General features: G+C 38.8%; 22 protein-coding genes and 1 other annotated feature. Of the genes, 20 read left to right on the top strand and 2 right to left on the bottom strand.

Going from position 1 to position 24,689, the window contains the following annotated elements; translation table 11 throughout:
- The first annotated feature begins 9 nt into the window (after positions 1-9).
- From ACIFUW_RS10425 to ACIFUW_RS10410, 4 genes are all read left to right on the top strand, one after another.
- Positions 10-1,080, top strand: coding sequence for an ABC transporter permease (locus tag ACIFUW_RS10425; protein WP_002295076.1), 1,071 nt, complete (start codon positions 10-12; stop codon positions 1,078-1,080).
- A gap of 14 nt (positions 1,081-1,094) precedes the next feature.
- Positions 1,095-1,763 (top strand): ABC transporter ATP-binding protein, encoded by a 669-nt coding sequence (locus tag ACIFUW_RS10420; RefSeq protein WP_002295078.1) that lies wholly within the window; start codon positions 1,095-1,097, stop codon positions 1,761-1,763.
- 19 nt (positions 1,764-1,782) lie between these two features.
- The gene (locus tag ACIFUW_RS10415) at positions 1,783-2,361 is read left to right on the top strand and encodes a TetR/AcrR family transcriptional regulator (RefSeq protein ID WP_002295080.1); all 579 of its coding nucleotides are present in this window, start codon (positions 1,783-1,785) and stop codon (positions 2,359-2,361) included.
- A gap of 400 nt (positions 2,362-2,761) precedes the next feature.
- Complete coding sequence (locus ACIFUW_RS10410; protein ID WP_002295084.1) at positions 2,762-3,673, top strand: N-acetylmuramoyl-L-alanine amidase family protein; 912 nt, start codon at positions 2,762-2,764, stop codon at positions 3,671-3,673.
- A 377-nt stretch (positions 3,674-4,050) separates the two neighbouring features.
- On the opposite strand, the gene rnhC is transcribed toward ACIFUW_RS10410, so the two are convergent.
- A complete protein-coding gene (rnhC, locus tag ACIFUW_RS10405) occupies positions 4,051-4,968 on the bottom strand; it encodes a ribonuclease HIII (protein WP_002295085.1) in 918 nt (305 codons plus the stop codon).
- A gap of 201 nt (positions 4,969-5,169) precedes the next feature.
- Between rnhC and zapA the strand changes: the two genes are divergently transcribed.
- The 8 genes from zapA to ACIFUW_RS10365 all read left to right on the top strand — a co-directional run bounded on the left by zapA (position 5,170) and on the right by ACIFUW_RS10365 (position 15,407).
- A complete protein-coding gene (gene zapA / locus ACIFUW_RS10400) occupies positions 5,170-5,607 on the top strand; it encodes a cell division protein ZapA (protein WP_002295087.1) in 438 nt (145 codons plus the stop codon).
- A gap of 57 nt (positions 5,608-5,664) precedes the next feature.
- Positions 5,665-6,213, top strand: a complete 549-nt coding sequence (locus tag ACIFUW_RS10395; protein WP_002295088.1) for a CvpA family protein — start codon at positions 5,665-5,667, stop codon at positions 6,211-6,213.
- A gap of 114 nt (positions 6,214-6,327) precedes the next feature.
- Positions 6,328-8,688, top strand: coding sequence for an endonuclease MutS2 (locus ACIFUW_RS10390; RefSeq protein WP_002303370.1), 2,361 nt, complete (start codon positions 6,328-6,330; stop codon positions 8,686-8,688).
- Between the two features lie 86 nt (positions 8,689-8,774).
- On the top strand, positions 8,775-9,089 hold the full coding sequence (gene trxA, locus ACIFUW_RS10385) for a thioredoxin (protein WP_002290803.1): 315 nt from the start codon (positions 8,775-8,777) through the stop codon (positions 9,087-9,089).
- A 181-nt stretch (positions 9,090-9,270) separates the two neighbouring features.
- The gene (gene uvrC, locus ACIFUW_RS10380) at positions 9,271-11,049 is read left to right on the top strand and encodes an excinuclease ABC subunit UvrC (RefSeq protein WP_002303369.1); all 1,779 of its coding nucleotides are present in this window, start codon (positions 9,271-9,273) and stop codon (positions 11,047-11,049) included.
- Positions 11,050-11,193: 144 nt separating this feature from the next.
- Positions 11,194-12,093, top strand: a complete 900-nt coding sequence (locus ACIFUW_RS10375) for an ABC transporter ATP-binding protein (RefSeq protein WP_002295091.1) — start codon at positions 11,194-11,196, stop codon at positions 12,091-12,093.
- Entirely contained in the window at positions 12,086-13,348 is a 1,263-nt protein-coding gene (locus tag ACIFUW_RS10370; RefSeq protein ID WP_002295092.1) for an ABC transporter permease, read from the top strand. The genes ACIFUW_RS10375 and ACIFUW_RS10370 overlap by 8 nt, the downstream gene beginning before the upstream one ends.
- 160 nt (positions 13,349-13,508) lie before the next feature.
- A complete protein-coding gene (locus ACIFUW_RS10365) occupies positions 13,509-15,407 on the top strand; it encodes a fructose-bisphosphatase class III (RefSeq protein ID WP_002295093.1) in 1,899 nt (632 codons plus the stop codon).
- 329 nt (positions 15,408-15,736) lie between these two features.
- Here ACIFUW_RS10365 and ACIFUW_RS10360 read toward each other — a convergent pair whose 3' ends face one another.
- Positions 15,737-16,456, bottom strand: a complete 720-nt coding sequence (locus tag ACIFUW_RS10360) for a gamma-glutamyl-gamma-aminobutyrate hydrolase family protein (protein ID WP_002300438.1) — start codon at positions 16,454-16,456, stop codon at positions 15,737-15,739.
- 189 nt (positions 16,457-16,645) lie between these two features.
- Positions 16,646-16,693 (top strand) — a sequence feature (sodium ion sensor (DUF1646 type); this cis-regulatory element may regulate processes involved in with the transportation of sodium ions).
- A 99-nt stretch (positions 16,694-16,792) separates the two neighbouring features.
- On the opposite strand from ACIFUW_RS10360, the gene ACIFUW_RS10355 reads away from it, so the two are divergent.
- From ACIFUW_RS10355 to ACIFUW_RS10320, 8 genes are read left to right on the top strand one after another with little or no spacing between them, the layout of a single operon-like run.
- A complete protein-coding gene (locus ACIFUW_RS10355; RefSeq protein WP_002349065.1) occupies positions 16,793-17,125 on the top strand; it encodes a hypothetical protein in 333 nt (110 codons plus the stop codon).
- Positions 17,112-19,115: a V-type ATP synthase subunit I gene (locus ACIFUW_RS10350; protein ID WP_002295096.1), complete on the top strand. Its 2,004-nt coding sequence runs from the start codon at positions 17,112-17,114 to the stop codon at positions 19,113-19,115. The genes ACIFUW_RS10355 and ACIFUW_RS10350 overlap by 14 nt, the downstream gene beginning before the upstream one ends.
- A gap of 18 nt (positions 19,116-19,133) precedes the next feature.
- Positions 19,134-19,604, top strand: coding sequence for a V-type ATP synthase subunit K (locus tag ACIFUW_RS10345; RefSeq protein ID WP_002292848.1), 471 nt, complete (start codon positions 19,134-19,136; stop codon positions 19,602-19,604).
- Positions 19,605-19,624: 20 nt separating this feature from the next.
- The gene (locus ACIFUW_RS10340) at positions 19,625-20,209 is read left to right on the top strand and encodes a V-type sodium ATP synthase subunit E (RefSeq protein ID WP_002295097.1); all 585 of its coding nucleotides are present in this window, start codon (positions 19,625-19,627) and stop codon (positions 20,207-20,209) included.
- A gap of 14 nt (positions 20,210-20,223) precedes the next feature.
- The gene (locus ACIFUW_RS10335) at positions 20,224-21,210 is read left to right on the top strand and encodes a V-type ATPase subunit (RefSeq protein ID WP_002295099.1); all 987 of its coding nucleotides are present in this window, start codon (positions 20,224-20,226) and stop codon (positions 21,208-21,210) included.
- A complete protein-coding gene (locus ACIFUW_RS10330; RefSeq protein ID WP_002292844.1) occupies positions 21,200-21,511 on the top strand; it encodes a V-type ATP synthase subunit F in 312 nt (103 codons plus the stop codon). Before ACIFUW_RS10335 ends, ACIFUW_RS10330 begins: the two co-directional genes overlap by 11 nt.
- A 21-nt stretch (positions 21,512-21,532) precedes the next feature.
- Entirely contained in the window at positions 21,533-23,314 is a 1,782-nt protein-coding gene (locus ACIFUW_RS10325; protein WP_002295101.1) for a V-type ATP synthase subunit A, read from the top strand.
- Positions 23,307-24,683, top strand: a complete 1,377-nt coding sequence (locus ACIFUW_RS10320; protein WP_002292842.1) for a V-type ATP synthase subunit B — start codon at positions 23,307-23,309, stop codon at positions 24,681-24,683. The genes ACIFUW_RS10325 and ACIFUW_RS10320 overlap by 8 nt, the downstream gene beginning before the upstream one ends.
- The last annotated feature ends 6 nt before the right edge of the window (positions 24,684-24,689 follow it).

Here is a 24,689-nt window from a genome sequence, read left to right as displayed (position 1 = left end):
AGGAGTTAAATGTTTTTAGCATTAAATGAAATTATGCATTCAAAGTTACGTTATGCGTTAGTTGCAGGGGTGATGTTTTTGATCGCCTACCTGGTATTTTTTTTGACTGGGTTAGCTTATGGCTTAGCTCAAGATAATCGAACAGCAGTCGACAAGTGGGAGGCAGATTCGATTGTGCTTTCGAAAGATGCAAATTCAAATCTAGGGATGTCCATGATTACTAAGAAGATAGCAGAAGAAGTCGAAGGTGGGAAAGTGGCGTATCTTGCCCAAACACCTGGAGTCGTGACTAGTAAAGACAGTACAGAAGAAGGAAAAATCAATGTTAGCTTCTTCGGTATCGATAAAAATCAATTCATCATGCCCAATCTTGTTGAAGGAAAAGCTTTTGATAACGATGATGAGGCAGTAGGCGATATTAGTTTGAAAGAAGAATATGGTCTAGCCATAGGAGATACAGTTAAGTTATCTGGTAGTGACAAGACGTTTAAACTAACTGGCTTTACGGATCATGCCAAATTCAATGTCTCACCAGTTCTCTATACAACCATCAATGCTTACCAAGAAATCCGCTTCGAAAAAGAAGATACAAGTGAAAATGCACGGATTAACGCAATAGTTGTCAGAGGTAAAATCAGTAATTTACCTGAAGATTTAGAACAGATCAAAATTTCTAAATTCATCAATGAATTACCTGGATATAATGCGCAAGTATTGACTTTTGGATTTATGATCGGATTTTTGATCGTTATTGCGGCTATTGTGATCGGGATTTTCATTTATGTACTGACGATGCAAAAGATTAATATCTTTGGTGTAATGAAAGCACAAGGGATCACAGGAGGATTTATTGCGCGTTCTGTAGTGGCACAAACATTCATTTTATCATTTGTTGGTATTCTTCTTGGTCTATTAGGAACAGTGGGAACATCCCTTGTTCTACCTGATGCGGTTCCATTCCAAAGCAATTGGCTGTTTTTTGGCGTCATTAGCTTGTTGATGTTAGTAGTAGCTGTGTTAGGCGCACTATTTTCTGTTCGGACAATCGTAAAAATCGATCCGTTGAAGGCAATTGGATAAGAAGGAGGAAGAACATGAAAGCAATAGAATTTAAAGAAGTAGAAAAAAGTTTCCAAGATGGCGACCAAGTAGTTAAAGCATTGAAAGAAACAACCATGAGTATCGATAAAGGGGAATTTGTTGCAATCATCGGTCCTTCTGGTTCAGGTAAAAGTACTTTTTTGACTTTGGCAGGCGGATTGCAGACGCCTAGCAGTGGCTCTGTATTTATCAATGATCAAGAATTCAGTAATCAAAAAGAAAGCGAACGCGTTAAACTACGTTTTAAAGAAATTGGCTTTATTTTGCAAGCTTCCAATCTGGTTCCTTTTCTGACAGTAAAAAAGCAGTTATTATTAGTAGATAAGATTAAACATGAACATCGTCAAAAAGAAGCAAACGAATTATTTGAGCAGCTTGGCGTGGATAAGTTGATCAACAAGTATCCAGAAGAACTATCTGGTGGAGAACGGCAAAGGGTCGCAATCGCTCGTGCATTGTACAATGATCCGTCCATTATTCTAGCAGATGAACCAACTGCTAGTTTGGATTCAGAAAAGGCACGAGAAGTAGTCGATATCTTGGCAAAAGAATCAAAAGACAAAAATAAAGCAACGATCATGGTTACTCACGATACACGGCTGATTGACAAATGCGATAGAATATTTATGATGGAAGATGGTGTATTGAAAGAAAAAGAATAACCAAAAAGCAGGTGGAAAAATGGTCCATCGATACAACAAAGATACACAGCAAAAAATTTTGAAAGAAGCGACTGACTTGTTTATGTCCAAGGGATATCTCGGCACTTCAACAAGAGAAATCGCACAAAAAGTTGGGATCACCCAGCCCAATCTCTATCATTATTTCGGTGATAAAGAAAAACTATATACGGCAGTTTTAGAAAACCACTTAAAAGATGTTGGAAAAGCTTTGAGAGAAATCGTTCAAACAAGCGAAACGGGATTTCAAGTAACCTTGACAAAAATGGCGCAGTTTTTGATTGAGACACATCTGGTCGATTTGTTTCTGATGCTTCACGATCTTGAAAGCAATCTTTCAAAGGAAACAAGAGATCATCTTTTCTTTCTATGGAAGAAAAATTATCGTGAACCTTTTGAAGAAATCTTTTCAGCAAACCAATCTGTGCTAAGAAATGGGATTTCAAAAGAAATCGCAGCAAGGCATTTTTTCTTAGTGTTAGCACCTTACATCACTCGGTCGAAAAGACCTGTGGAAGAACCGCTAAATGTGGCGCAATTGATCGATTTATATTTGAATGGTGTATTAGGAGAAGCGTAAAGCTGTTATATAGGGAGAAAATAGTTAGGTGAAGAAGCAAGATATGACGAAGATCGTTATATCTTGCTTCTTTATATAGGTAGTTTTTCATAAATACAAATTTGTTATTCTCTCATGATTATCAGGGTATATTTTTATTTATTATGTCGGTGTTCCAGGAAGTGTTTTAATTTAATAACGAAGAAATTAATTGTTTGTAGAATGAAGGAAACTATTTATTGGGTAGATGAATCACCACGAATAGTCAAAAGGAGATTTCAGGATATGCCAAAAATGAAAAAAATCATTTTAGCAGTAATGTTATTTTCTACGGTTATATCTTTTACAGCCCCTTTTTTGCTTACTTAAGCTGATTTTAAGTTTTGGCCCTTAGTCTGGATCTACGAGGTGAGAGTCAAGAATGAAAAAAATAATTGGAGCTTTTGTATTTGCAATCATTATCATTATTATCTGTTTTCAAATAGATGTTTTTGGTCAAAAAAAGATAGTTGGACAAACGGTCAGCAGTACGAACAGTACGGTTACAAAGACAAAGGAATCATTTGATGATACAGAACAAGAGACATTAATCAAAATCGGAAAAAATGACCGTACACTATATACAGATGACTCGCTAACTACCCCACTTGCAACTATAAACGGCGGAGAGCTGGCGGAGTTTCTTTCTGAAACAAAAAATGCTTATCAGATCAAGACAAATGATGGCTATACTGGATATTTAGCCCTCGAAGATGGAACCAAAGTCACAAAGAATATACAAACAAAACCGGAAGAGCTATCTGATGCAGTGATTGTATTAGATCCTGGGCATGGCGGAAATGATACTGGGGCATTAAGCAATGATGAACAAACAGAAGAAAAAGATATAACATTAAGTACAGCCATAAAAGTAAAAAAGGCGCTAGAGGATGCTGGAGCAACGGTTTATTTGACCCATACTACAGATGAATTAGTACAGCTTGGAGATATATGCGACTACAGTGAAGAAAAAAAGGCAGATGTCTTTATCAGTTTACACGCAGACTCTACGGAATATGCGAATGAAGCAACTGGAATCACGACATATTATTACTATGGACAAGAGGAAACATTAGCACAGACAATTGCTGACTCCTTCACTGATCTGCCTCTGGATTCAAGAGGAATCTCCACTGGGAACTATCAAGTTCTTCGAGAAAATCTTCAACCTTCTATTTTAATCGAGATGGGTTATATGAATAATGATAGTGATTTAAAGGAATTAGTAACAGACAGTTATCAGCAGCAGATTGCTGCAAGTTTGACACAAGCATTGACCACTTATTTTCAGTAATAAATAAGCCCAGCCAAACAAAAATAGCTCCTCATATTTTTCGTTTGGCCGGGCTTATTATCGCAGATGCAAGCTTTTAAACACCGTTTAAGGAAGAGGTCGTGAGCCTGCCGTTCAACTCTGAGTCACAAGGAGCAATTTCAAAAAACAGCTTCTCATGTTTGATGACTATTGTGACTTGTGACCGAGGAGTTGGCATGAGAACACCGTTTAAGAAAAAGGTTGTGAAATCAACGTTTTGTTCTGAGTATTAGAGAAACAAACGGAAAAATAGTTCCTCATATTTTGCCGTTTGTTGAGCTAATACCGAGGATCAGATGATTGAACACCGTTTATTCGGAACAAGGGACTGTGACATGACTTTTGTCACAGTTCCATTATTTTTTTAGTAGCTTCAAAGCTTTTTCTGTATTGGCAAAATGAAGTTTGGCATATTTTTCAAGCATAGGCATGCCGCCTTTCTCCAATAGTTTTGCCGCTACTTGGTCAGATTTCGTTCCAGCTCCTGACGGAAGGGTGATTCCAGCTTCAGCTGATGCTTTGTCTAACTCTTCCAAAAAGCTGGCACGACTGATGATAGAAGCAGCAGCAACAGCTAAATGATATTGTTCTCCTTTAGTAACGAAGTACAGTTTTTCTTGTAATTGATTTTTTTCTAAACGCGCATATTTTTTAAAATTTGCTTCCGGCGTAAACTGATCGATCAAAATCGCTTCTGGTTTTTCTGGCTCGATTTTTTTTAGCAGCAAATGGATCGCTTGATTGTGCAAAGCGACTTTCATCCGAACGGCATTGTATTTTGGTTGGATCTCATTGTATTTTTCTGGAGATAAGACAAGCAGTTTATAGGGGATGGTTTTTTTTAAGATGTCAGCAAGCTGGATGATTTGGCTATCTTTTAACTCTTTTGAATCTCTAACACCAAGTTTACGTAATTCTGCAAGCTGATCACGTTTCACATAAGCAGCACATACTGTTAGCGGACCGAAATAGCTGCCATTTCCGACCTCATCACTACCTAAAACGGATAATTGACTGATATTTTTTGGCAAAGAAGAGGCTGTTTTTGCTGGCTTGGCTTGTTTATCCTGTGCCTCCCCCCATTTATCAGCTTCTATTGCTGCATTCGTACCTTGAAACATCACTTTTCCGGATGTATAAGCGGTAATGGTCGTCCCGTCTTTTTTTGCAGCAAAGCTAGTATAAGGAATCTGTTTATTTAACAAATAAGAGCGATAGTATGCTTTCATTTGACTAAGTTGGTCGTTTGTTGCTTTGATAATGACGTTGCTCATAAAATTCTCCTCGTTTTTATACATAAAACTATACCGCAACTCACGACTTTTCGTTTTCTAAGAGATTGCGAGACATAGCATTTTTTTAAAGTTTATCATATAATAGTTAAGTATGTGAAAAATATTTGTGGAGAACGGTGAAAGAACCAACTTCATGGTACACTAAATAAAACTTTCATCAAATAGGAGGAAATGATTCGTATGGCGCACGAAAAAACACGCTACAAAGCGGTGATTGCCAACCAAACATATACTATTATCGGACGGGAAACCAAGCATCATATGGATATCGTAACGAAGCTGATCAATGAACAGTTAGCAGAATTGAAACAATTATCACCACAAATGGATAATGAACAAGCAGCAATCTTGATGGCTGTCAATGCGCTTTCGGATCAATTGAAGAAACAAGAAAGAATATTGGAGCTGGAAGAAGAAACAGCAGAATTAAAGAAAAAAATGATCAAATTTACAGAGCTTGAAAATCGTGTGAAACGCATTGAAGCAATCGAGAACGAAGCTCGGGAAGTATTGAAAGAAAATGGTCAAGCAGATCATACCATTAAAAATCATGTGGAAGCACAACAGATTTTAAACGAGAAACGAAAAGGACAAATTAAACAAAAATCTTCTAATTAAGATCCTTTTATCAAAATAAGAAAAATTTAAAAAAGTTAGAAGAGAAAGGAACGTAGCATGCTGAGTTTGCTGATTTTATTTTTATTGCTAATTGCGTTTTTTTCTGGAGCACGTCGCGGGTTTGCTTTGCAAATCATATTCGCGATTGGATATGTATTGTCATTTATTGCTGCCCAGCATTTTTACAAACCATTAGCAAGTCATTTGGAATTATACATTCCATACCCAGCTGTCACCCCAACATCAAAGTTAGCATTTTTTGATCAGGTATTTGCCTTTCACCTAGATGAAGCTTTTTATGCAGGAACTGCTTTTCTGATTATTTTGCTAATTGGCTGGCTGCTTACCCGATTTGTGGGGGTTTTTGTCCATGGATTGACGTATGTGCCGATCTTGAGACAGGTAGACTGGATTGCAGGAGGCATCCTGTCACTAATCATGGCTTACGTTACTATATTTTTGATTTTGCAGTTACTTGCCTTTGTTCCATTAGATGTGGTCCAAAATCAATTCGGCGAGCATAGTTTCGCTCGTTTTATCGTTGAGAGAACGCCATTTCTTACCAACAAGATGTATGAGCTTTGGGTAACGAATATTTTGAATTAAGGAAAATAGTGCTGGAAAATATTTCGTTTTTTGTACAGAGTAGTTTATTTAAGAAGGCTGCGTAGCGTATGTCCGGCACAGCTCTTTTTTCATAGTGAAAGATAAGGTGATAAAATGAATAACCGAATCCTTGAAACATTGGAATTTGAAAAAGTCAAACAGATGGTCAGACAATTTGTAGTGACTGCACAAGGAAAAGAAGAACTGGCAGAATTGGTACCAGTGAGTGAGAAACAAACGATCACAAACTGGCTTCAAGAAACTGAGGATGGATTGAAAGTGCAACGTCTGCGAGGCGGGATCCCTATACCTAAAATTGAAAATATCCGTCCCCATATGAAACGGATTGAGATCGGAGCAGACTTGAATGGAGTGGAGCTTGCACAAGTTTCCAGAGTATTGTCTACGACAAGCGAATTGAATCGTTTCATTGATGATCTTTCTGACAGTGAAATCGAATTTGCACGTTTGTATATGTGGGCAGATCAGTTAGTCACGATCCCTGTTTTGAGCCGCCGTTTAAAGGAAGCAATCGATGAAGACGGACGCGTGACTGATGACGCTTCTCCTGAGTTAAAGAGCATAAGACAGAACATTCGGCGAAGTGAACAAGCTGTTCGTGAACAGTTAGATGGGATCGTCCGTGGGAAAAATGCAAAGTATTTAAGTGATGCGATCATCACCATGCGAAATGACCGCTACGTTATCCCAGTCAAACAAGAATACCGCGGTGTATTTGGCGGTGTAGTCCACGATCAAAGTGCTTCAGGTCAGACTTTATTTATTGAACCAAAACAAGTGGTGGATTTGAATAATCGTTTGCGTCAATACCAAATCGCTGAACGAAATGAGATTCAACGTATTTTAAGTGAACTTTCTGCTGAACTTGTTCCCCATCGTCAAGAAATCATCCACAATACTTATGTGATTGGTAAAATGGATCTGATGAATGCAAAAGCACGATTTGGTAAAGAAGTAAAAGCCATCGTGCCGGGAATCAGTGAAGACAATCATGTCGTCTTGAAACAAGCAAGACATCCACTGATCGATCAGGAAAAAGTAGTTTCTAATGACATCACAATCGGAAAAGACTATCAAGCCATCGTCATTACAGGACCTAACACAGGTGGGAAAACGATCACGTTGAAGACTTTAGGTCTGTTACAACTGATGGGGCAAGCAGGATTACCGATTCCTGCAGGTGAAGAAAGTCAAATCGGTATTTTTGAGGAAGTATTTGCGGATATAGGAGACGAACAGTCGATTGAGCAAAGTCTATCGACCTTTTCTTCTCATATGACGAACACTGTAGATATTTTATCAAAAGTCAATGAAAAAAGTCTGGTATTATTTGACGAGCTCGGTGCAGGAACAGATCCGCAAGAAGGTGCTGCTCTAGCAATCGCAATCTTAGATGATCTTGGTAAAAAGTCTGCTTATGTGATGGCAACAACGCATTATCCTGAATTGAAAGTTTATGGATATAATCGGGCAAATACGATTAATGCCAGCATGGAGTTTGATGTGGATACATTAAGTCCAACGTATCGTTTGCTGATTGGCGTTCCTGGACGAAGCAATGCGTTTGAAATCTCTAGCCGATTAGGTCTTGATACAGAAGTTATTGATGAAGCGAAGCAGTTGATGAATGATGAGAGCCAAGATTTAAACGAAATGATCACAGATTTAGAGAATCGCCGGAAAATGGCAGAGACCGAATATCTGGAAATGCGTCATTTTGTTTCTGAGGCACAAGAACTTCACGATGATTTGAAAGAAGCTTACAGCTATTTCTTTGAAGAACGTGAAAAAGAAATGGAAAAAGCAAAGAAAAAAGCAAATGAAGTCGTGTCAGAGGCGGAAGAAAAAGCAGAAAAAATCATTGCTGATATTCGTAAAATGCAACAGCAGATTGGGCAAGGAAATGTGAAAGAGCATCAGTTGATCGATGCAAAGACCCAATTAGCAAATCTACATCAAGAAGAAACTTTGAAGAAAAATAAAGTATTGAAGAAGGCGAAAGAACAAAAAACGTTGAAACCGGGAGACGAAGTGTTGGTTACGACTTACGGCCAAAGAGGGACGCTTTTACGTAAAAACGGGAATCAGTGGCAAGTAGAAATCGGTATATTAAAAATGAATGTGTCCGAAGACGAGCTGACGCCTGTTGCTCCTCAAAAAGAGCCGACACAACGAGTTATCCATGCTGTACGATCTGAATCTAGTAGTCACGTGCCGAATCAATTGGACCTTCGAGGAAAACGATACGAAGAAGCGCTAAGTGAGGTAGATCAATATTTGGATTCTGCCATTCTAGCTGGTTATCCTCAAGTGACTATTGTCCACGGAAAAGGAACAGGCGCACTTCGCAAGGGAATTACTGATTATCTTAAAAACCATCGGAGCGTCAAAAGCTTTGAGTTTGCACCGGCAAACCAAGGCGGAAATGGTGCGACAATTGTTAAATTTAAGTAAAGCTTACTAAAGGTAAGCAGATGGTTCGCTATCCAAGTATAGAAATGCTATACTAGTCATAGATTTTAAAAATGGAGGTCTTTGATATGTCACAAGTAATTACAGATAAGACATTTAATGAAGAAACAGATAAAGGACTTGTATTGATTGATTTTTGGGCAACTTGGTGTGGTCCATGTCGTATGCAAGCACCGATTTTGGATCAGTTGGAACAAGAATATGATGAAGAAGAATTCAGAATTGCTAAAATGGATGTGGATGAAAATCCAGAAACTCCTCAACAATTCGGTATCATGAGCATTCCAACATTAATGTTGAAAAAAGATGGTCAAGTAGTAGAAAAAGCTGTTGGTGTTCATTCAAAAGAACAACTACGTCAAATGATCGATCAATATTTATAAAAACTTACAGCAAAAATAAGCTGAGGGTGGGACTGAATCCAGTTCCGTCCTCGGTTTTTTTGCGGTTGAGTTAAGGTTATTCAAATTAATATTTTTTGAGTATAATTACGTTGTCAGGCTGGATTGTTTTTTTGACAGACATGCTATAATAACTTTAATTGAATATGAAGGGGAGTACCAGATGAACGAACGAATCAAAAACAAATTAGCTTTACTTCCTGATCAGCCCGGCTGTTACTTGATGAAAGATAAAAATGGAACGATCATTTATGTCGGCAAAGCCAAAATATTAAAAAATCGTGTCCGCTCATATTTTACTGGTAGCCATAATACGAAAACGGAACGGCTTGTTAGTGAAATCGAAGACTTTGAATACATCGTTACAGAATCGAATATCGAAGCATTGCTCTTAGAGATCAATCTGATAAAGAAAAATGATCCTAAATACAACATTATGTTAAAGGATGATAAAACCTATCCTTTCCTTAAGATAACGAATGAAAAATATCCCCGTTTGGTGATTACTCGTAAGGTACTAAAAGACAAAGCACTGTATTTTGGACCATATCCCGATGTCGGTGCGGCGAATGAGACAAAGAAGATCCTCGATCGATTATTTCCTCTGAGAAAATGCAAACCTAGTCAGACGAAGGAGCCTTGTCTTTACTATCATTTGGGACAATGCCTGTGTCCTTATTATTTCGACGTAGATCCGAAAGTCTATACGAAAATCGTTGATGAAGTGAAAAACTTTTTAAACGGAGGACACGAAAAAATCGAGTCAGAGATCCATCAGAAAATGGAAAAAGCTGCTGAAAACATGGAGTTTGAAAAAGCTGCAGAATACCGAGACCAGATCCGTGCCATTGAGACAATCATGACTCGCCAAAAAATGACAAATACTGATTTACTGGATCGAGATGTATTTGGTTATGCGATTGATAAAGGATGGATGTGTGTCCAAGTGTTTTTCGTAAGACAAGGAAAGCTAATTGAACGAGATGTTTCAATGTTTCCTTTCTATAACGAAGCAGAAGAAGATTTCTTGACTTACCTCGGTCAGTTTTATCAGGAAAATGAGCATTTCATTCCTAAAGAAGTCTTGATTCCTGATACGATCGACAAGCCCAGTGTAGAAGCTTTGTTAGCTACGAAAGTGCTGCAACCAAAACGAGGAGAAAAGAAAAAATTAGTTGAATTGGCGAGTAAGAATGCCTCAGTTGCTTTGAATGAACGGTTTGATCTGATTGCCAGAAAACAGGAACGGACGATCGGAGCAGTTGAACGTTTAGGAAACGCGATGAATATCCCGACCCCAATACGTATCGAGTCTTTTGATAACTCTAATATCATGGGGACGAATCCTGTGGCTGCGATGGTCGTATTCATTGATGGAAAACCGGCAAGAAAAGAATATCGGAAATATAAAATAAAAACAGTCAACGGACCGGATGATTATGCATCAATGAGAGAAGTCATCTATCGCAGATATTCGCGAGTGATTCGCGAAGGGTTGCCTTTACCTGATTTGATCTTGATCGATGGAGGAAAAGGACAAGTAGATGTGGCAAAAGATGTCTTAGAAAATCAATTAGGAATCGATATTCCTATTGCTGGCATGGTAAAAAACGATAAACATAAAACAAATGAGTTGCTATTCGGTACAGATTTGGCTGTAGTACCGCTTGAGCGAAATTCACCAGAGTTTTTCTTACTCCAGCGAATCCAAGATGAAGTCCATCGATTCGCAATCACTTTCCATCGGCAGCTACGCAGTAAAAACAGTTTTGCTTCCCGATTAGATGAAATTGAAGGGTTAGGACCAAAACGAAAAAAAATGCTGCTTAAAGAGTTCAAATCGTTGAAAAATATCACAGCAGCCACGACAGAAGAATTACAAGAAATCGGACTGCCGAAAAATGTCGCACAAAACGTATTTGATAAATTACATCAGGAATGAGGAAAGGGCACTTTACAAAGAAAGTAAAGTGTCCTATCATTTTATGTACAACAAAAAGAGCGTTTACGTTTTGTTGGTAAATAATAAATCGCTTACGTCTGGTGTCTAAGGATATATGTGATTTCTTGAAGAAGGAGTGAAGAAATGTTAGAAGTCAAGGATCTTGTTAAAACTTTTGGGAACTACACAGCTGTCGATCATGTCTCTTTCCAAATCCCCGATGGAAAAATCATGGGGCTAATTGGCCAAAACGGGGCTGGGAAGACAACGACTTTTCGTTTGATCTTGGATTTTTTGACACAAGACCAAGGAGAAGTGTTATGGAATGGCCATCATCTTGGGGAGAAAGATTATGATGTCATCGGTTATCTTCCGGAGGAACGGGGACTTTATCCGAAAGTAACGATTCAAGACCAACTGCTTTATTTTGCAGAACTTAGAGGGAAATCAAGAAAAGAGATTGAACCAAAAATCGACTTTTGGATGGAAAAATTTCAGGTAAAAGGGAAAAAGACGGATAAAGTAAAATCTTTGTCTAAAGGAAATCAGCAAAAAGTCCAGCTGATCGCCACGTTAATCCATGAACCTAAATTGATCATTTTGGATGAGCCATTCAGCGGGTTAGATCCGGTAAATGCTGAATTGCTAAAAGATGGAATATTGGAATTGAAAAAACATGGTTCATGTGTCATTTTTTCTAGCCACAATATGGATAATGTAGAAAAAATCTGCGATCATTTGATCATGTTGCGAAACGGAAAAATGGTTTTGAATGGAAAAGTACATGAGATTCGTGAATCATTTGGCCGTACGAAGTTATTCTTGGAATCTGGTTTAAGCCAACAGGAAGTAGAAGAAATCGAAGGCGTGAAAAAAGTGATCCTTCATGAAGACAATACGTTAGAGATTACCTTAGAAGATCCTGAAGCTGGGAAAGAAATCTTTACTCGTGCGACTCAGTTCGGCTACATTCCTATGTTTAACCAGCAACCGCCAACTTTGGAAGAGATTTTCAAATTGAAAGCAGGTGAAATCGATGCGTAAGTTTTGGATTATTACCAAAGATGTCTATTTAAAAAATGTTAAGTCGATTTCTTTCTTGATCATGATATTAGTCCCTTTTATCATGCTGGGTATCATTTATGTAGCAGGAAACTTTGCTCAACAAAATAGTGATGTCAATAAAATCGGCGTATTGGCTGATAATGAGCAAATCAGTCAGCAAATGAGCCAAGTCAAAACAGATGATTTTGAGTTCAAAGCAGTTGATTCTGAAGAAAAAGCACAAAAAGAGCTTTCGGAAGAAAAAATCGATGCGTATTTAGTAGTCTCAACTGAGAATGATAAGATAAATGGGATGCTTTATAGCGAAAATTCATTAGGACAAAGTACACAACTACTGATACAACAACAACTGACTGGCTTGCAATCGATGCTTCGAGCGAGTCAATTAGGCATTTCACCAGAAGAAGTAGCTAGCTTGAGCCAACAAGCAAGTTTGACTCGACAAAAAGTCAATTTTGATTCAAAAGGAAAAATGACAGTCGGAGAAGATAACTCGACAGTCCAATACGTCGTAAGTTATGTAGCAACGATTGTCTTGTTCATTATTATTTTGACGTATGCGCAGATCATTGCACAAGAGATCGCTTCTGAAAAAGGCACGCGGATCATGGAAGTGATCCTGTCCAGTACGACTGCACAAAAGCATTTTTACGGAAAATTAACAGGTGTTTTACTTGTTGCATTAACGCAAATGGCATTATACGGTATTATTTTTGGTATAGGATACAGTCAATTCAAAGATATGGAAATGGTCAAAAATATATTAGACGGTATCTCATTGGATAACTTGATTGGACCATTCTTGTGGTATTCTCTTCTATTCATGATCTTTGGCATTTTGATTTTTTCTGTTTTAGCAGCTTTATGTGGCTCTTTGGTCAACAAAGCAGAAGATACAGCAAAAGCAATTTTGCCAGTGACTTATCTATCTCTAGGCGGATACATGCTTGGATTGATACTAGGAGCTTCAGATCCAAACAATATCGTTATTCGGATCACTTCGTATATTCCATTCTTATCTTCATATATTATGCCGATTCGCTTAGCAAATGAGACAGTCGGTATGGGTGGAGCATTGATTTCCTTGTTGGTACTTGTAGCCGTAACATTCTTATTGATGATCTTGTCTGCAAACATGTACAAATCGAATGTACTCGTTTATAGCGAAGGCGGATTATGGAGTTCATTGAAACAATCGATTTCAATTATGAGGAATGAACGAAAAAAAGCATAAAACAATCCTAAAATACAGAAGGAAGCTGGACATCTATTGTTCCCAGCTTCTTTTTGTATAGACCTATTTTATTTATTTTACTATATTGGATATATATTCATTGAAAATAGTGTATAACAACTTTATAATATTGAGTATACCAATTTTTGGAGGCGTTTTAATGGACCGTTATTTAGATTTACTTTCAGAAAAATTCCCCTCAACGGAGGATGTCATCACGGAAATCATCAATCTCGAAGCAATTTTGCAGCTTCCAAAAGGAACAGAGTTATTTTTGAGTGATATACATGGCGAATTTCCTGCTTTTGATCATATTCTGCGTATCGGTTCAGGAAATCTTAAAGAAAAGATCAAAGACCTTTTTTCTGAACAAATGACGGAAACGGATATCAGCCAATTCACTATTTTTACGGCTTATCCAGAATATGCATTAACGACTGATTGGTACAAAGAACAAGATAAATCGCAGCTGATCCATCATTTGATCGATCTTTTACGGTTTACGACAGTCAAATATACCCGGTCAAAAGTTCGAAAAGGATTGCCGAAAGAATATAGCTATATCATTGAGGAACTCTTGTATATCGATGACCGTATCAATGGAAAAAAAGACTATGTAAAAAAAATCATTGAACAACTTGTTTTGATGAAGGAAGAAGAAAAATTTTTAACGAAACTTGCACAGACGATCCAAAAATCTGTCATCGATCATTTGCATATCGTTGGAGATATTTTTGACCGAGGAACTCAAGCAGCCAAAGTGATGGATCGAATCATGGATTTTTCTTCTGTAGATATCCAATGGGGAAATCATGATATTTTGTGGATTGGTGCGTATTGCGGCTCTGAGGCATGTTTACTGACACTTTTACGGATTGCAGCACGCTATAATTATTTATTTGAATTAGAGAAAGAATATGGGTTGAATTTACGTCCATTGTTTTCTTTTGCTCATCAAACTTATCAGAAGAATCCAGTATTTGCGCCTAAAAACAGTAAAAATCTATCCGAAAGAGAGCAAGAAGAATTAGAAAAAATCCATCAGGCACTTTCTATCCTTCAATTCAAATCAGAACATCAGTTATTGGATCGTCGACCTGAATTTAAAATGGACGATCGTAAATTGCTGGAAAAAATCGACTATGAAGCATCAACGATTGATTTAGAAGGTCAGCTCTATGAGTTGAAAGGAACTTGTTTTCAAACGATCCAGCCAGATGATCCAAAAAAATTCTTGGAAGAGGAACAAAAAGTGATTGATAGTTTGATGTATTCATTCCAGCACTCTTTGAGAATGCAAAAACATATGACGTTTTTGATCGAAAAAGGGGGAATGTATCTCACGAACAATCAGCATGTGCTGTTTCATGGCTGTATACCTGTAGACGAGAAGGGACAGCTCTTAGCATTTGAATTAGACCAATCTTATCGCGGAAAAGAACTGCTGGGCTTTTTTGAAAAACAGATAACTGAAAGCGCAAAAGATCTGACTGCAAAAGAAGATTTAGCAACCGATTTGATTTGGTATGCGTGGAGTGGGCCATTTTCGCCTTTATTCGGCAAGAGTAAAATGGCGACTTTTGAACGTTATTTTCTCACAGAGCCTCATACGCACGTCGAGAAAAGCAATCCTTATTATCACTTGCGAGATGAAGAGTGGTTCAGTGAAAAAATTTTAGCAGAATTCGACACAAAAGAAGAAGGGTCAGCAATCATTAATGGGCACACGCCAGTAAAAGTAAAAAAAGGGGAGTCACCGATCAAAGCAAATGGAAAAGTATTTGTCATTGACGGAGGTTTATCCAAAGCTTATCAAAAAACGACAGGAATTGCCGGTTATTCACTATTATGCAATTCTTATGGTTTCCAAATCGTGACACATTATCCGTTTTTGCCTATTGAACAACAATTTGCAAAAAAATCCGACCAAACAAATGTGAAAAAAGTAATCGAACAGCAACTACCACGCAAACTCAATCGTGATACAACAAAAGGTATGGAACTGCAGCAGCAGATTACCCAGCTCAAAAGGCTGTTGGACTATCGAAAGGACGATTGAGAAGAATTCCAGTGAACATTGTTCCATAGACTGGAGACTGAGACAAAAGTCGTGTCGCAGTCTCTTTTTCCGGATAAACGGTGTTCTTCTGCCAACTCCTCGGTCACAAGTCACACTATTCAACAAACATGAAAAGCTGTTTTTTGAAATTGCTCCTTGTGACTCAGAGTTGAACGGCAGGCTCACGACCTCTTGGTATAAACGGTGTTCAAAAGCCAGTTTCTCGGTATTAAGCCAAATTTATGCAAAAATGTGAAAAGCCATTTTCACAAAATTTTTCTTAATACTCGAAACTAAACAGCTTTTTCACAACCCCCTCAGAAAGTCTATTAAAATTCATTCACAAAGAAATCGAATAAGCGCTGTTCAGATGGATGTACACGGTGGGTAAGTTCCGGATGCCATTGAACACCGAGGATTTTATGCATATCATCTTTGCTTTGAACCGCTTCAACGAGTCCATCGTTAGAAAAAGCGATGGCTTTTAATAAAGGTGAAAGATCTTTGACTGCCTGATGATGGTAAGAATTCACAAAATATGGATCGGGGAGAAGGTTGCTTAACAAACTGTCTGAAACAATCTTGACTTCGTGAGTCGTAAATTGCGGGGCAGTGGGCTGTTGTTCATGTTTTACTGACCACTTTGGATATAATGAAAGATCTTGATAAAGTGTACCTTCCAAAACGACATTCAATAGTTGGAGTCCCCGGCAGACTGCAAAAATTGGTTTTCTTTGTTTCAATGCTTCCAAGATCAGTGCCTGTTCAAATTGGTCTCGTTGAATATTTGTTTCCGTTAGCTTTGGATGAGGATCTTCCATGTAAAGTTGTGGACTGACATCTTGACCACCTGCAAGAATAAGTTTGTCGATTTGTCCAATCAGTTGAGGAGCTGAATCTGGAGACATGACTGGCAGAATAAGAGGCAATCCTTGAGCATCTAAAACTGCATCCACGAATCCTTGCGGTGTATAGCTCACTTGATTTCCTTGGAAAGTATCTGTTGCTCGAATCAGTTGATTTCCGGCAATGCCGATGATTGGTTTCATTTGTATTCCCCCTAAAGTAGACTTATTGTAACAAGGATTTAAAAAAAATTAAACTATGTAAGACTTGCCCCTATACTTATCTGTTCTTGCTGTGTTACTATCTGTAAAGAGAAATTTCGTGTGAAATTCATGACGATAGTTGAAAATATTGCTTAATTTGTTATAATAAAAAGTAAGCAGAAATAAAAAGGTTGGGCGTAAGCTTCAAGGATCTAGTTCTTCAAGGGGTGAGAAGGACATTTTATTGAAGGGGCCTGCCTATACTAAGTTATCTTTAGAGGTACATACTTTCAATGAAAAAAGAAAGCATGTACCTCTTTTTTAAATCGAAAGGAAGTGAAGCAAGTGTTAGAAGCTTTGGAACAAATCCGAAAAGCAGAAGAAGAAAATGAAAAGCGTGCTCAAACACTGCGGCAGCAGCTGAAGATCTATGCAACAGAAAAAGAGCAGGAATTGGAAACGATCCAAACAAACTATCGACAACAACTAAAACAGTTGGTGGAAGAAAAAGAACAATTTGAAATACAAGAATTAGAAAAAGAAAAAATGAAATTGAAAGCAGAAGCAGACAAGGTGCAAGCAACTTTGAAAGATCAATATCAAAAGCATCAGAGTCAAGCGATCGGTGCGATCATTGAAAGGGTGAAAGAAACTTATGGCCGTCACTAAGATGGAAAAAGTGACCCTCATTTCAGATAAAAGAAATCAGGAGAGGATTTTACAAGCAGTACAAGGAATCCAAAACGTTGAAATCCGGGATCTGTATCAAAATAGAACAAACAACCAGTGGGTGGAGAAGTATTTTCCAGATACCACGATTATTGATAAAGAAGCAAAATTAAGCGCTTTAGGTAATCGGTTGAAAGACATCCAAGAAGCTATCCAATTCATACAACACCACGGCGATAGCCGTCAAAAGAAACTCCATTTGAAACGTCAAGAACTTTCCTTACAAGATTTGGAAGCCAATTATTCCGAAGAAAATTTCATAAATAAATTGAAAGAAGTCCTTGATTTAAAAGAAAAGTGGGAACAACTAACTGAAGAACGTGATCGTTTAGAAGAAGAGGAAGAATGGCTTCTTCATTGGCAACAGCTGGATATTGCTCCAAGTATGTATGCAAGTAAGACGACCATTTTTGAGATGGGGACTGTGAGTGCAGCAAATTTTGAAAGTTTCAAGGAAGAACTGAGTAAGCTTGATGACGTTTATATGGAAGAAATAGATTATACGCCAAAACAAGTTTATCTTTCGTATGTTGCTTTAAAAAAATCAGTTGCTGTTATAGAAGAAATTGCTGGGAAATACGGGTTCAATAAAGAAACGTATCCTTATGAACAAAATCCTAAAGAAAAACTGCAAGAGACCAAGCAGCAATTATCCATTGTTCACGAGCAGCAAAAGAAGATAACGACAGCGTTAGGTCAGTGCAGTGGCTATATCCAAGAATTTGAATGGGTAGAAGAAGTCACACTTGCCGTTGCAGAACGAGAAAAAATAAAAGAACGGTTTATCCATGCGACTTATCTGATCGTTTTGCAAGGTTGGGTAGATGCAGAAGAAAAACAGAATTTGCTGCATGTGTTAAACGAAACCGTATCAGAAGAAGATATATACGTCAGTTTCGAAACACCAAACTCAGAAGAGATTCAGCAGGAAGTCCCTACTAAATTGAAAAACCATCCGCTTGTCGAACCTTTTGAATTGCTGACTGAAATGTACAGTCTGCCAAAATATGAAGAAGTAGATCCAACACCTTGGATGACACCATTTTATCTTGTCTTCTTCGGGATGATGGTCGCAGATGTTGGTTATGGTTTGCTGATGCTCATTGGGACAATACTAGCTCAAAAACTACTTGTTCTACCACGCGGGATGAAACGTTTCGTAAAATTCTTTGAGATTCTCTCGATACCATCGATCATCTGGGGATTGATCTACAGTTCATTTTTCGGACAGTCATTACCAAAAGAACTGTTTGGCATCCGCTTGCCTTTCCCAATCCTATCTACGACGGATGACGTCAATACGATTTTGATTTTATCCGTGATTTTCGGTCTGATACAGATTTTGGTTGGATTATTTGTGGCAGCAAAGGAAAATATCAGGAGAAAAGATTACTTGAGTGCTGTCAGTGATGGATTTGCCTGGCAAGGGATCCTAATTGGGATCGTTATTGCGTTGGTTGGTGCCATGTTGATAAAAAATACAGCATTTGTTTACCTTGGCGCTGGGCTATCGATCATTGCTGCCTTATGTATCTTGATCGTTCCGATTATCCAAACGCCGTCTAAAGTCAAAGGTGCTGCCAAAGGTGCGTATAATCTTTACGGACTGACCGGCTATATCGGTGATTTAGTCAGTTATACACGTTTGATGGCATTGGGTATTTCAGGCGGAAGTATTGGAGCGGCATTCAATATGCTAGTTGCTTTCATGCCGCCAGCTGCTCGATTCAGTGTAGGGATCCTTTTGATCATCGCTTTACACGCACTGAATATGTTTTTGACACTGCTAAGTGCCTATGTCCATGGCGCACGATTGCAGTATGTCGAATTTTTTGGGAAGTTTTATACAGGAGGCGGACGTGCCTTTGATCCGCTGAAAACGGCGGAAAAATACGTCAACATCAATCACAAGAAAAAAAACAATAAATAATTGGAGGATTTTTATATAATGATGGATTACTTAATTAGTCAAAATGGTGGAATGGTATTTGCGGTATTAGCGATGGCAACAGCGACGATTTTTTCAGGGATCGGTTCAGCTAAAGGTGTTGGAATGACAGGTGAGGCAGCAGCAGCATTGACAACAAGTCAACCCGAAAAATTCGGGCAGGCTCTGATTCTGCAATTGCTTCCAGGCACGCAAGGTTTGTATGGATTCGTTATTGCCTTTTTGATTTTTATCAACTTAGGAAATGACATGTCAGTTGTACAAGGACTGAACTTTCTAGGTGCTTCTCTGCCGATTGCTTTTACAGGCTTGTTTTCAGGTATTGCCCAAGGAAAAGTCGCAGCGGCAGGTATTCAAATTTTAGCGAAAAAACCTGAACATGCTACAAAAGGAATCATTTTTGCTGCGATGGTTGAAACATACGCGATTTTAGGTTTCGTTATTTCCTTCCTATTAGTGTTGAATGCCTAAGCATAAAGGAGGAAAAGCAGATGAACGCCATTGAAAAAATCATCTCTCAGATGAACGAAGCAGCAGAGCAGGAAAGAGCGGCGTTAGAACAAGAAGAGCGAATGAAGATCGATCAAAACTTTGAACAAAAACGTACGCAAGTTGAAACAGAACATCAAAAACAAAAAGAAAAACAAATCGAATTACTCGAAAAAAAATACCGTCAGCTAAGGAATCGCCAGCAAGTAGAAGTACGACAAGAAAATTTGAATGCGAAGCAGGAATTTTTAAGACGATTGTTTGCAGATGCGGTAACTGAAATGGAAAATTGGGATGAATCTGAACAAATCCAGTTTATCAAAAATGCATTGTATTCATTACCTTTGACAGGAAAAGTAGCATTCATTGCTGGAGAAAAATCAGCAGCCTATCTTTCTCAGACGTTGTTGGATGAATGGAACAATGAACTTCCCTTTATGATGGTTTTAAGTGATGAAACTGTTGCTGATCAAGCGGGTTTTCTGATAAACGATCAAGGAGTTCAGTATAATTTTCTTTTCAGCAGCCTTGTACAAGATATCCAAGGAACGATGAGTTTTGAGATTGCCAATCAATTATTCGAATAAGGAGGGATCAGTGTATGGAATACCACGAACTAAATCCCTTGATTCGCGGAAGAGAGCTTGAACTTTTGTCCAATGAGACATTTGAACGGATGATTCAAACAAATTCTGTCGAAGCACTTGGTGAAATATTGAAATCCACGATTTACAGTCCATATATTTATGACGGATATGAATATGACTTCGAACAGAATCTTTTAAAGGAGCAGAGCCGTCTATTTCGCTGGTTAAAGGAATCAGCACCGGAGCCTGAAATCGTTTGGATCTATACGATGCGTTATACTTTCCATAATCTGAAGGTTTTGACAAAAGCTGAGATGACAAATCAAAATCTGGACCATTTGTATATCGACGATGGATTTTATTCATTAGAAACCTTGAAGGATGCCATTCATACGCAAGTTTCAAATGAACTTCCTGAAAGCATTATGGACAGTATACGAGAAGTACGTGATTATTTTGAAGAGTCTACCATTCTTCAGGGAATTGACGTGATTTATGATCGACAGTTTTTGACAGAGCAGCGACGGCTTGCCGATAAGCTAGGATATCAAGAATTGCTGACAGAAGTCATTGCTTTTATTGACTTGACCAATATCACAACGATGGCTCGAGGAATATTGCAGAAAAGAACATATGGGTTCATGACGACGGTACTTTCCAGCTCGGGAAGTATCGAAAAAGAAGTATTTTTGAACTTTGTAGATAAAGATATGGAAGATTACACGAATTTTCTATTAGAGACAGATTATGCTGATTTTCTGCGCCCTGTCATCCGTGAGGGAAATATTGATCTCGTAAAGCTTGAACAGTTGAAAGATGATTATCTAAGTTCATTGTATCAAGAAGCACAAACCCAGGCTTTCGGACCACTGCCACTACTAGCCTTTTTGAACGCAAAAGAGGTAGAAAGCAAAAACCTTCGTTTACTGGTTATCGGCAAAAGAAGCCATTTCGAATCAGAAACAATCAGAAAGCGGGTGAGACAAGTCTATGACGCATAAGATCGGTGTAGTTGGCGACAAAGATTCTGTTTTGCCATTCAAATTGTTTGGCTTTGATGTTCGTTATGGTACAACCAAGCAAACCGTTCGTCAGGCAATTGAAGAAATGGCAAAGAATGAGTATGGCGTGATTTATGTCACAGAGCAATGTGCAGCATTGAGCCCAGAAACGATCGAACGTTACAAGGAACAAATGATACCTGCTATCGTATTGATTCCCAATCATCAAGGATCATTAGGGATAGGGCTGGAAGAAATTCAAAAAAACGTAGAAAAAGCAGTAGGTCAAAATATCTTATAGTATGAAAAGGAGATAGAAATTTTGCAAATTGGAAAAATCATAAAAGTCTCCGGACCTCTTGTAATGGCTGAGAACATGTCTGATGCCAGTATCCAAGACATGTGTCTAGTGGGAGATCTAGGAGTTATCGGAGAAATTATCGAGATGCGTGGCGATGTGGCGTCTATTCAAGTATATGAAGAGACTTCTGGAATTGGTCCAGGCGAACCGGTTCGCTCTACTGGTGAAGCTTTATCTGTTGAATTAGGACCAGGGATCATTTCACAAATGTTTGACGGAATCCAACGGCCATTAGATACCTTTATGGAAATCACACAAAGTAATTTCTTAGGGCGCGGAGTTCAATTGCCCGCATTGGACCATGAGAAAAAATGGTGGTTCGAACCAACAGTAGAAGCCGGAGAAACGGTGAGTGCTGGAGATGTTATCGGGATCGTAGAAGAAACAAAAGTTATAAAACATAAAATCATGGTGCCAAATGGGATAAAAGGAACGATCAAAACAATCGAAAAAGGTTCATTCACTATTGATGAAACAGTATGTGTCATTGAAACCGAAAATGGTGACAAAAATTTGACGATGCTTCAAAAATGGCCAGTAAGACGTAGTCGGCCAATCAAAGAAAAATTAAACCCGGATGCACCCATGATCACTGGACAGCGAGTGATTGATACATTCTTCCCAGTGACAAAAGGAGGAGCAGCAGCTGTACCTGGTCCTTTTGGTGCAGGGAAAACAGTCGTTCAGCATCAAATTGCAAAATGGGCCGATGTGGACATGGTTGTCTATGTGGGATGTGGCGAGCGTGGAAATGAGATGACGGATGTTTTAAATGAATTCCCTGAATTGATTGACCCTAATACAGGAGAATCGTTGATGGAACGTACGGTATTGATTGCTAATACATCAAACATGCCAGTAGCAGCTCGAGAAGCTTCTATCTATACGGGAATCACAATTGCGGAATATTTCCGTGACATGGGTTATGACGTTGCTATCATGGCAGACTCCACTTCACGATGGGCAGAAGCACTTCGTGAGATGAGCGGACGTTTGGAAGAAATGCCTGGTGATGAAGGTTATCCAGCTTATCTTGGTTCACGGCTTGCGGAATACTATGAACGATCTGGAAGAGTCATTGCATTAGGATCAGAAGGTCGCGAAGGAAGTATAACCGCAATCAGTGCTGTATCCCCGTCTGGAGGGGATATTTCGGAACCAGTCACACAAAATACATTGCGGGTCGTAAAAGTATTCTGGGGTCTTGATTCCAGTTTAGCCCAAAAAAGACATTTTCCTTCGATCGATTGGATACAAAGCTATTCTCTTTATTCAACAGAAGTAGGGAAGTATATGGATCATATCCTTCAAGCTGACTGGGCATCCATGGTCACCGAGGGCATGCGTATTTTGCAGGAAGAACAGCAGCTGAATGAAATCGTGCGTTTGGTAGGGATTGATTCCCTTTCAGATAATGACCGTCTGACATTAGAAGTGGCAAAATCCATTCGTGAAGATTATTTGCAGCAAAATGCTTTTGATGATGTCGATACATTCACTTCAAGAGAGAAACAATTCAAAATGTTGAAGATGATCTTGACCTTTGGTGAAGAAGGACGCCGTGCGTTGTCGTTAGGTGCTTATTTAAGTGAGATCATGGACGGTACCGTATCGATTCGTGAAAGGATCGGACGAAGCAAATATATCCCGGAAACAGAATTAGAAAAACTAGATCAAATTATTGGTGAAATCAAGCAAACGATGCAAACGATCGTTTCAGAAGGAGGCATGAGCAATGATTAAAGAATATCGTACGATCGGTGAAGTCGTCGGTCCATTGATGGCGGTTGAAAAAGTTGCTGGTGTCAAATATGAAGAATTAATCGAAGTCCGTATGCAAAATGGCGAGATTCGTCGTGGACAAGTATTGGAAGTCCAAGAAGATAAAGCAATGGTCCAAATATTCGAAGGAACAAGTGGTATCAATTTACGTGACTCTTCTGTACGATTTTTAGGCCATCCTTTAGAACTAGGTGTATCGGAAGACATGATCGGTCGAGTATTCGATGGTTTGGGACGACCGAAAGATAACGGACCAGAGATCCTGCCTGAAAAGCATTTGGATATTAACGGAGAAGTAATCAATCCAGTAGCTCGGGATTATCCAGATGAGTTTATCCAAACAGGTATCTCTGCAATCGATCATTTGAATACATTAGTTCGTGGGCAAAAATTACCAGTATTTTCTGGCTCTGGTCTTCCTCATAAAGAATTAGCTGCTCAGATCGCGCGACAAGCAACGGTACTCGATTCATCAGATGATTTCGCCGTAGTCTTTGCTGCTATTGGAATCACTTTTGAAGAAGCTGAATTTTTCATGGAAGATTTTCGTCAAACGGGCGCAATCGACCGTTCTGTCATGTTTATGAATTTAGCAAACGACCCTGCAATCGAACGTATCGCTACTCCTCGTATGGCTTTGACTGCTGCAGAATATCTTGCTTATGAAAAGGGAATGCATGTTTTGGTTATCATGACAGACATGACCAACTATGCAGAGGCATTGCGAGAGATTTCTGCAGCACGGCGAGAAGTTCCAGGAAGAAGAGGATATCCTGGGTATCTTTACACGAACTTAGCTACTTTATTCGAACGAGCAGGAAGAATCCGCGGACTAAAAGGATCGGTTACTCAAATTCCGATTCTAACAATGCCAGAAGACGATAAAACTCATCCAATCCCTGACTTGACTGGTTATATTACAGAAGGACAGATCATCTTGACTAGAGAGCTTTACAAGAGTGGGATTCAGCCACCAATTGATGTACTCCCGTCTCTTTCGCGGTTAAAAGATAAGGGAACTGGACCCGGAAAGACAAGAGAAGACCATGCAGCTACGATGAATCAGCTTTTTGCAGCCTATGCACAAGGAAAACAGGCAAAAGAATTAGCCGTAGTTTTAGGTGAATCTGCTTTATCTGATGTAGACAAGATCTATGCGAAGTTTGCTGAGCGGTTTGAAAAAGAATATGTCAATCAAGGATTCTACACGAACCGTTCGATTACTGAAACACTTGATCTAGGGTGGGAACTGCTATCGATGTTGCCAAGAACCGAATTAAAACGAATCAAAGACGACATGCTGGACAAATATCTGCCAGAAGGGAAGTGAGTTCTG

The sequence above is a fragment of the Enterococcus sp. PLH-Efm8 genome (assembly GCF_053011625.1).
The sequence above is the reverse complement of the archived record's forward strand: the minus strand, read 5'-3'. Positions and strand labels throughout refer to the sequence as shown.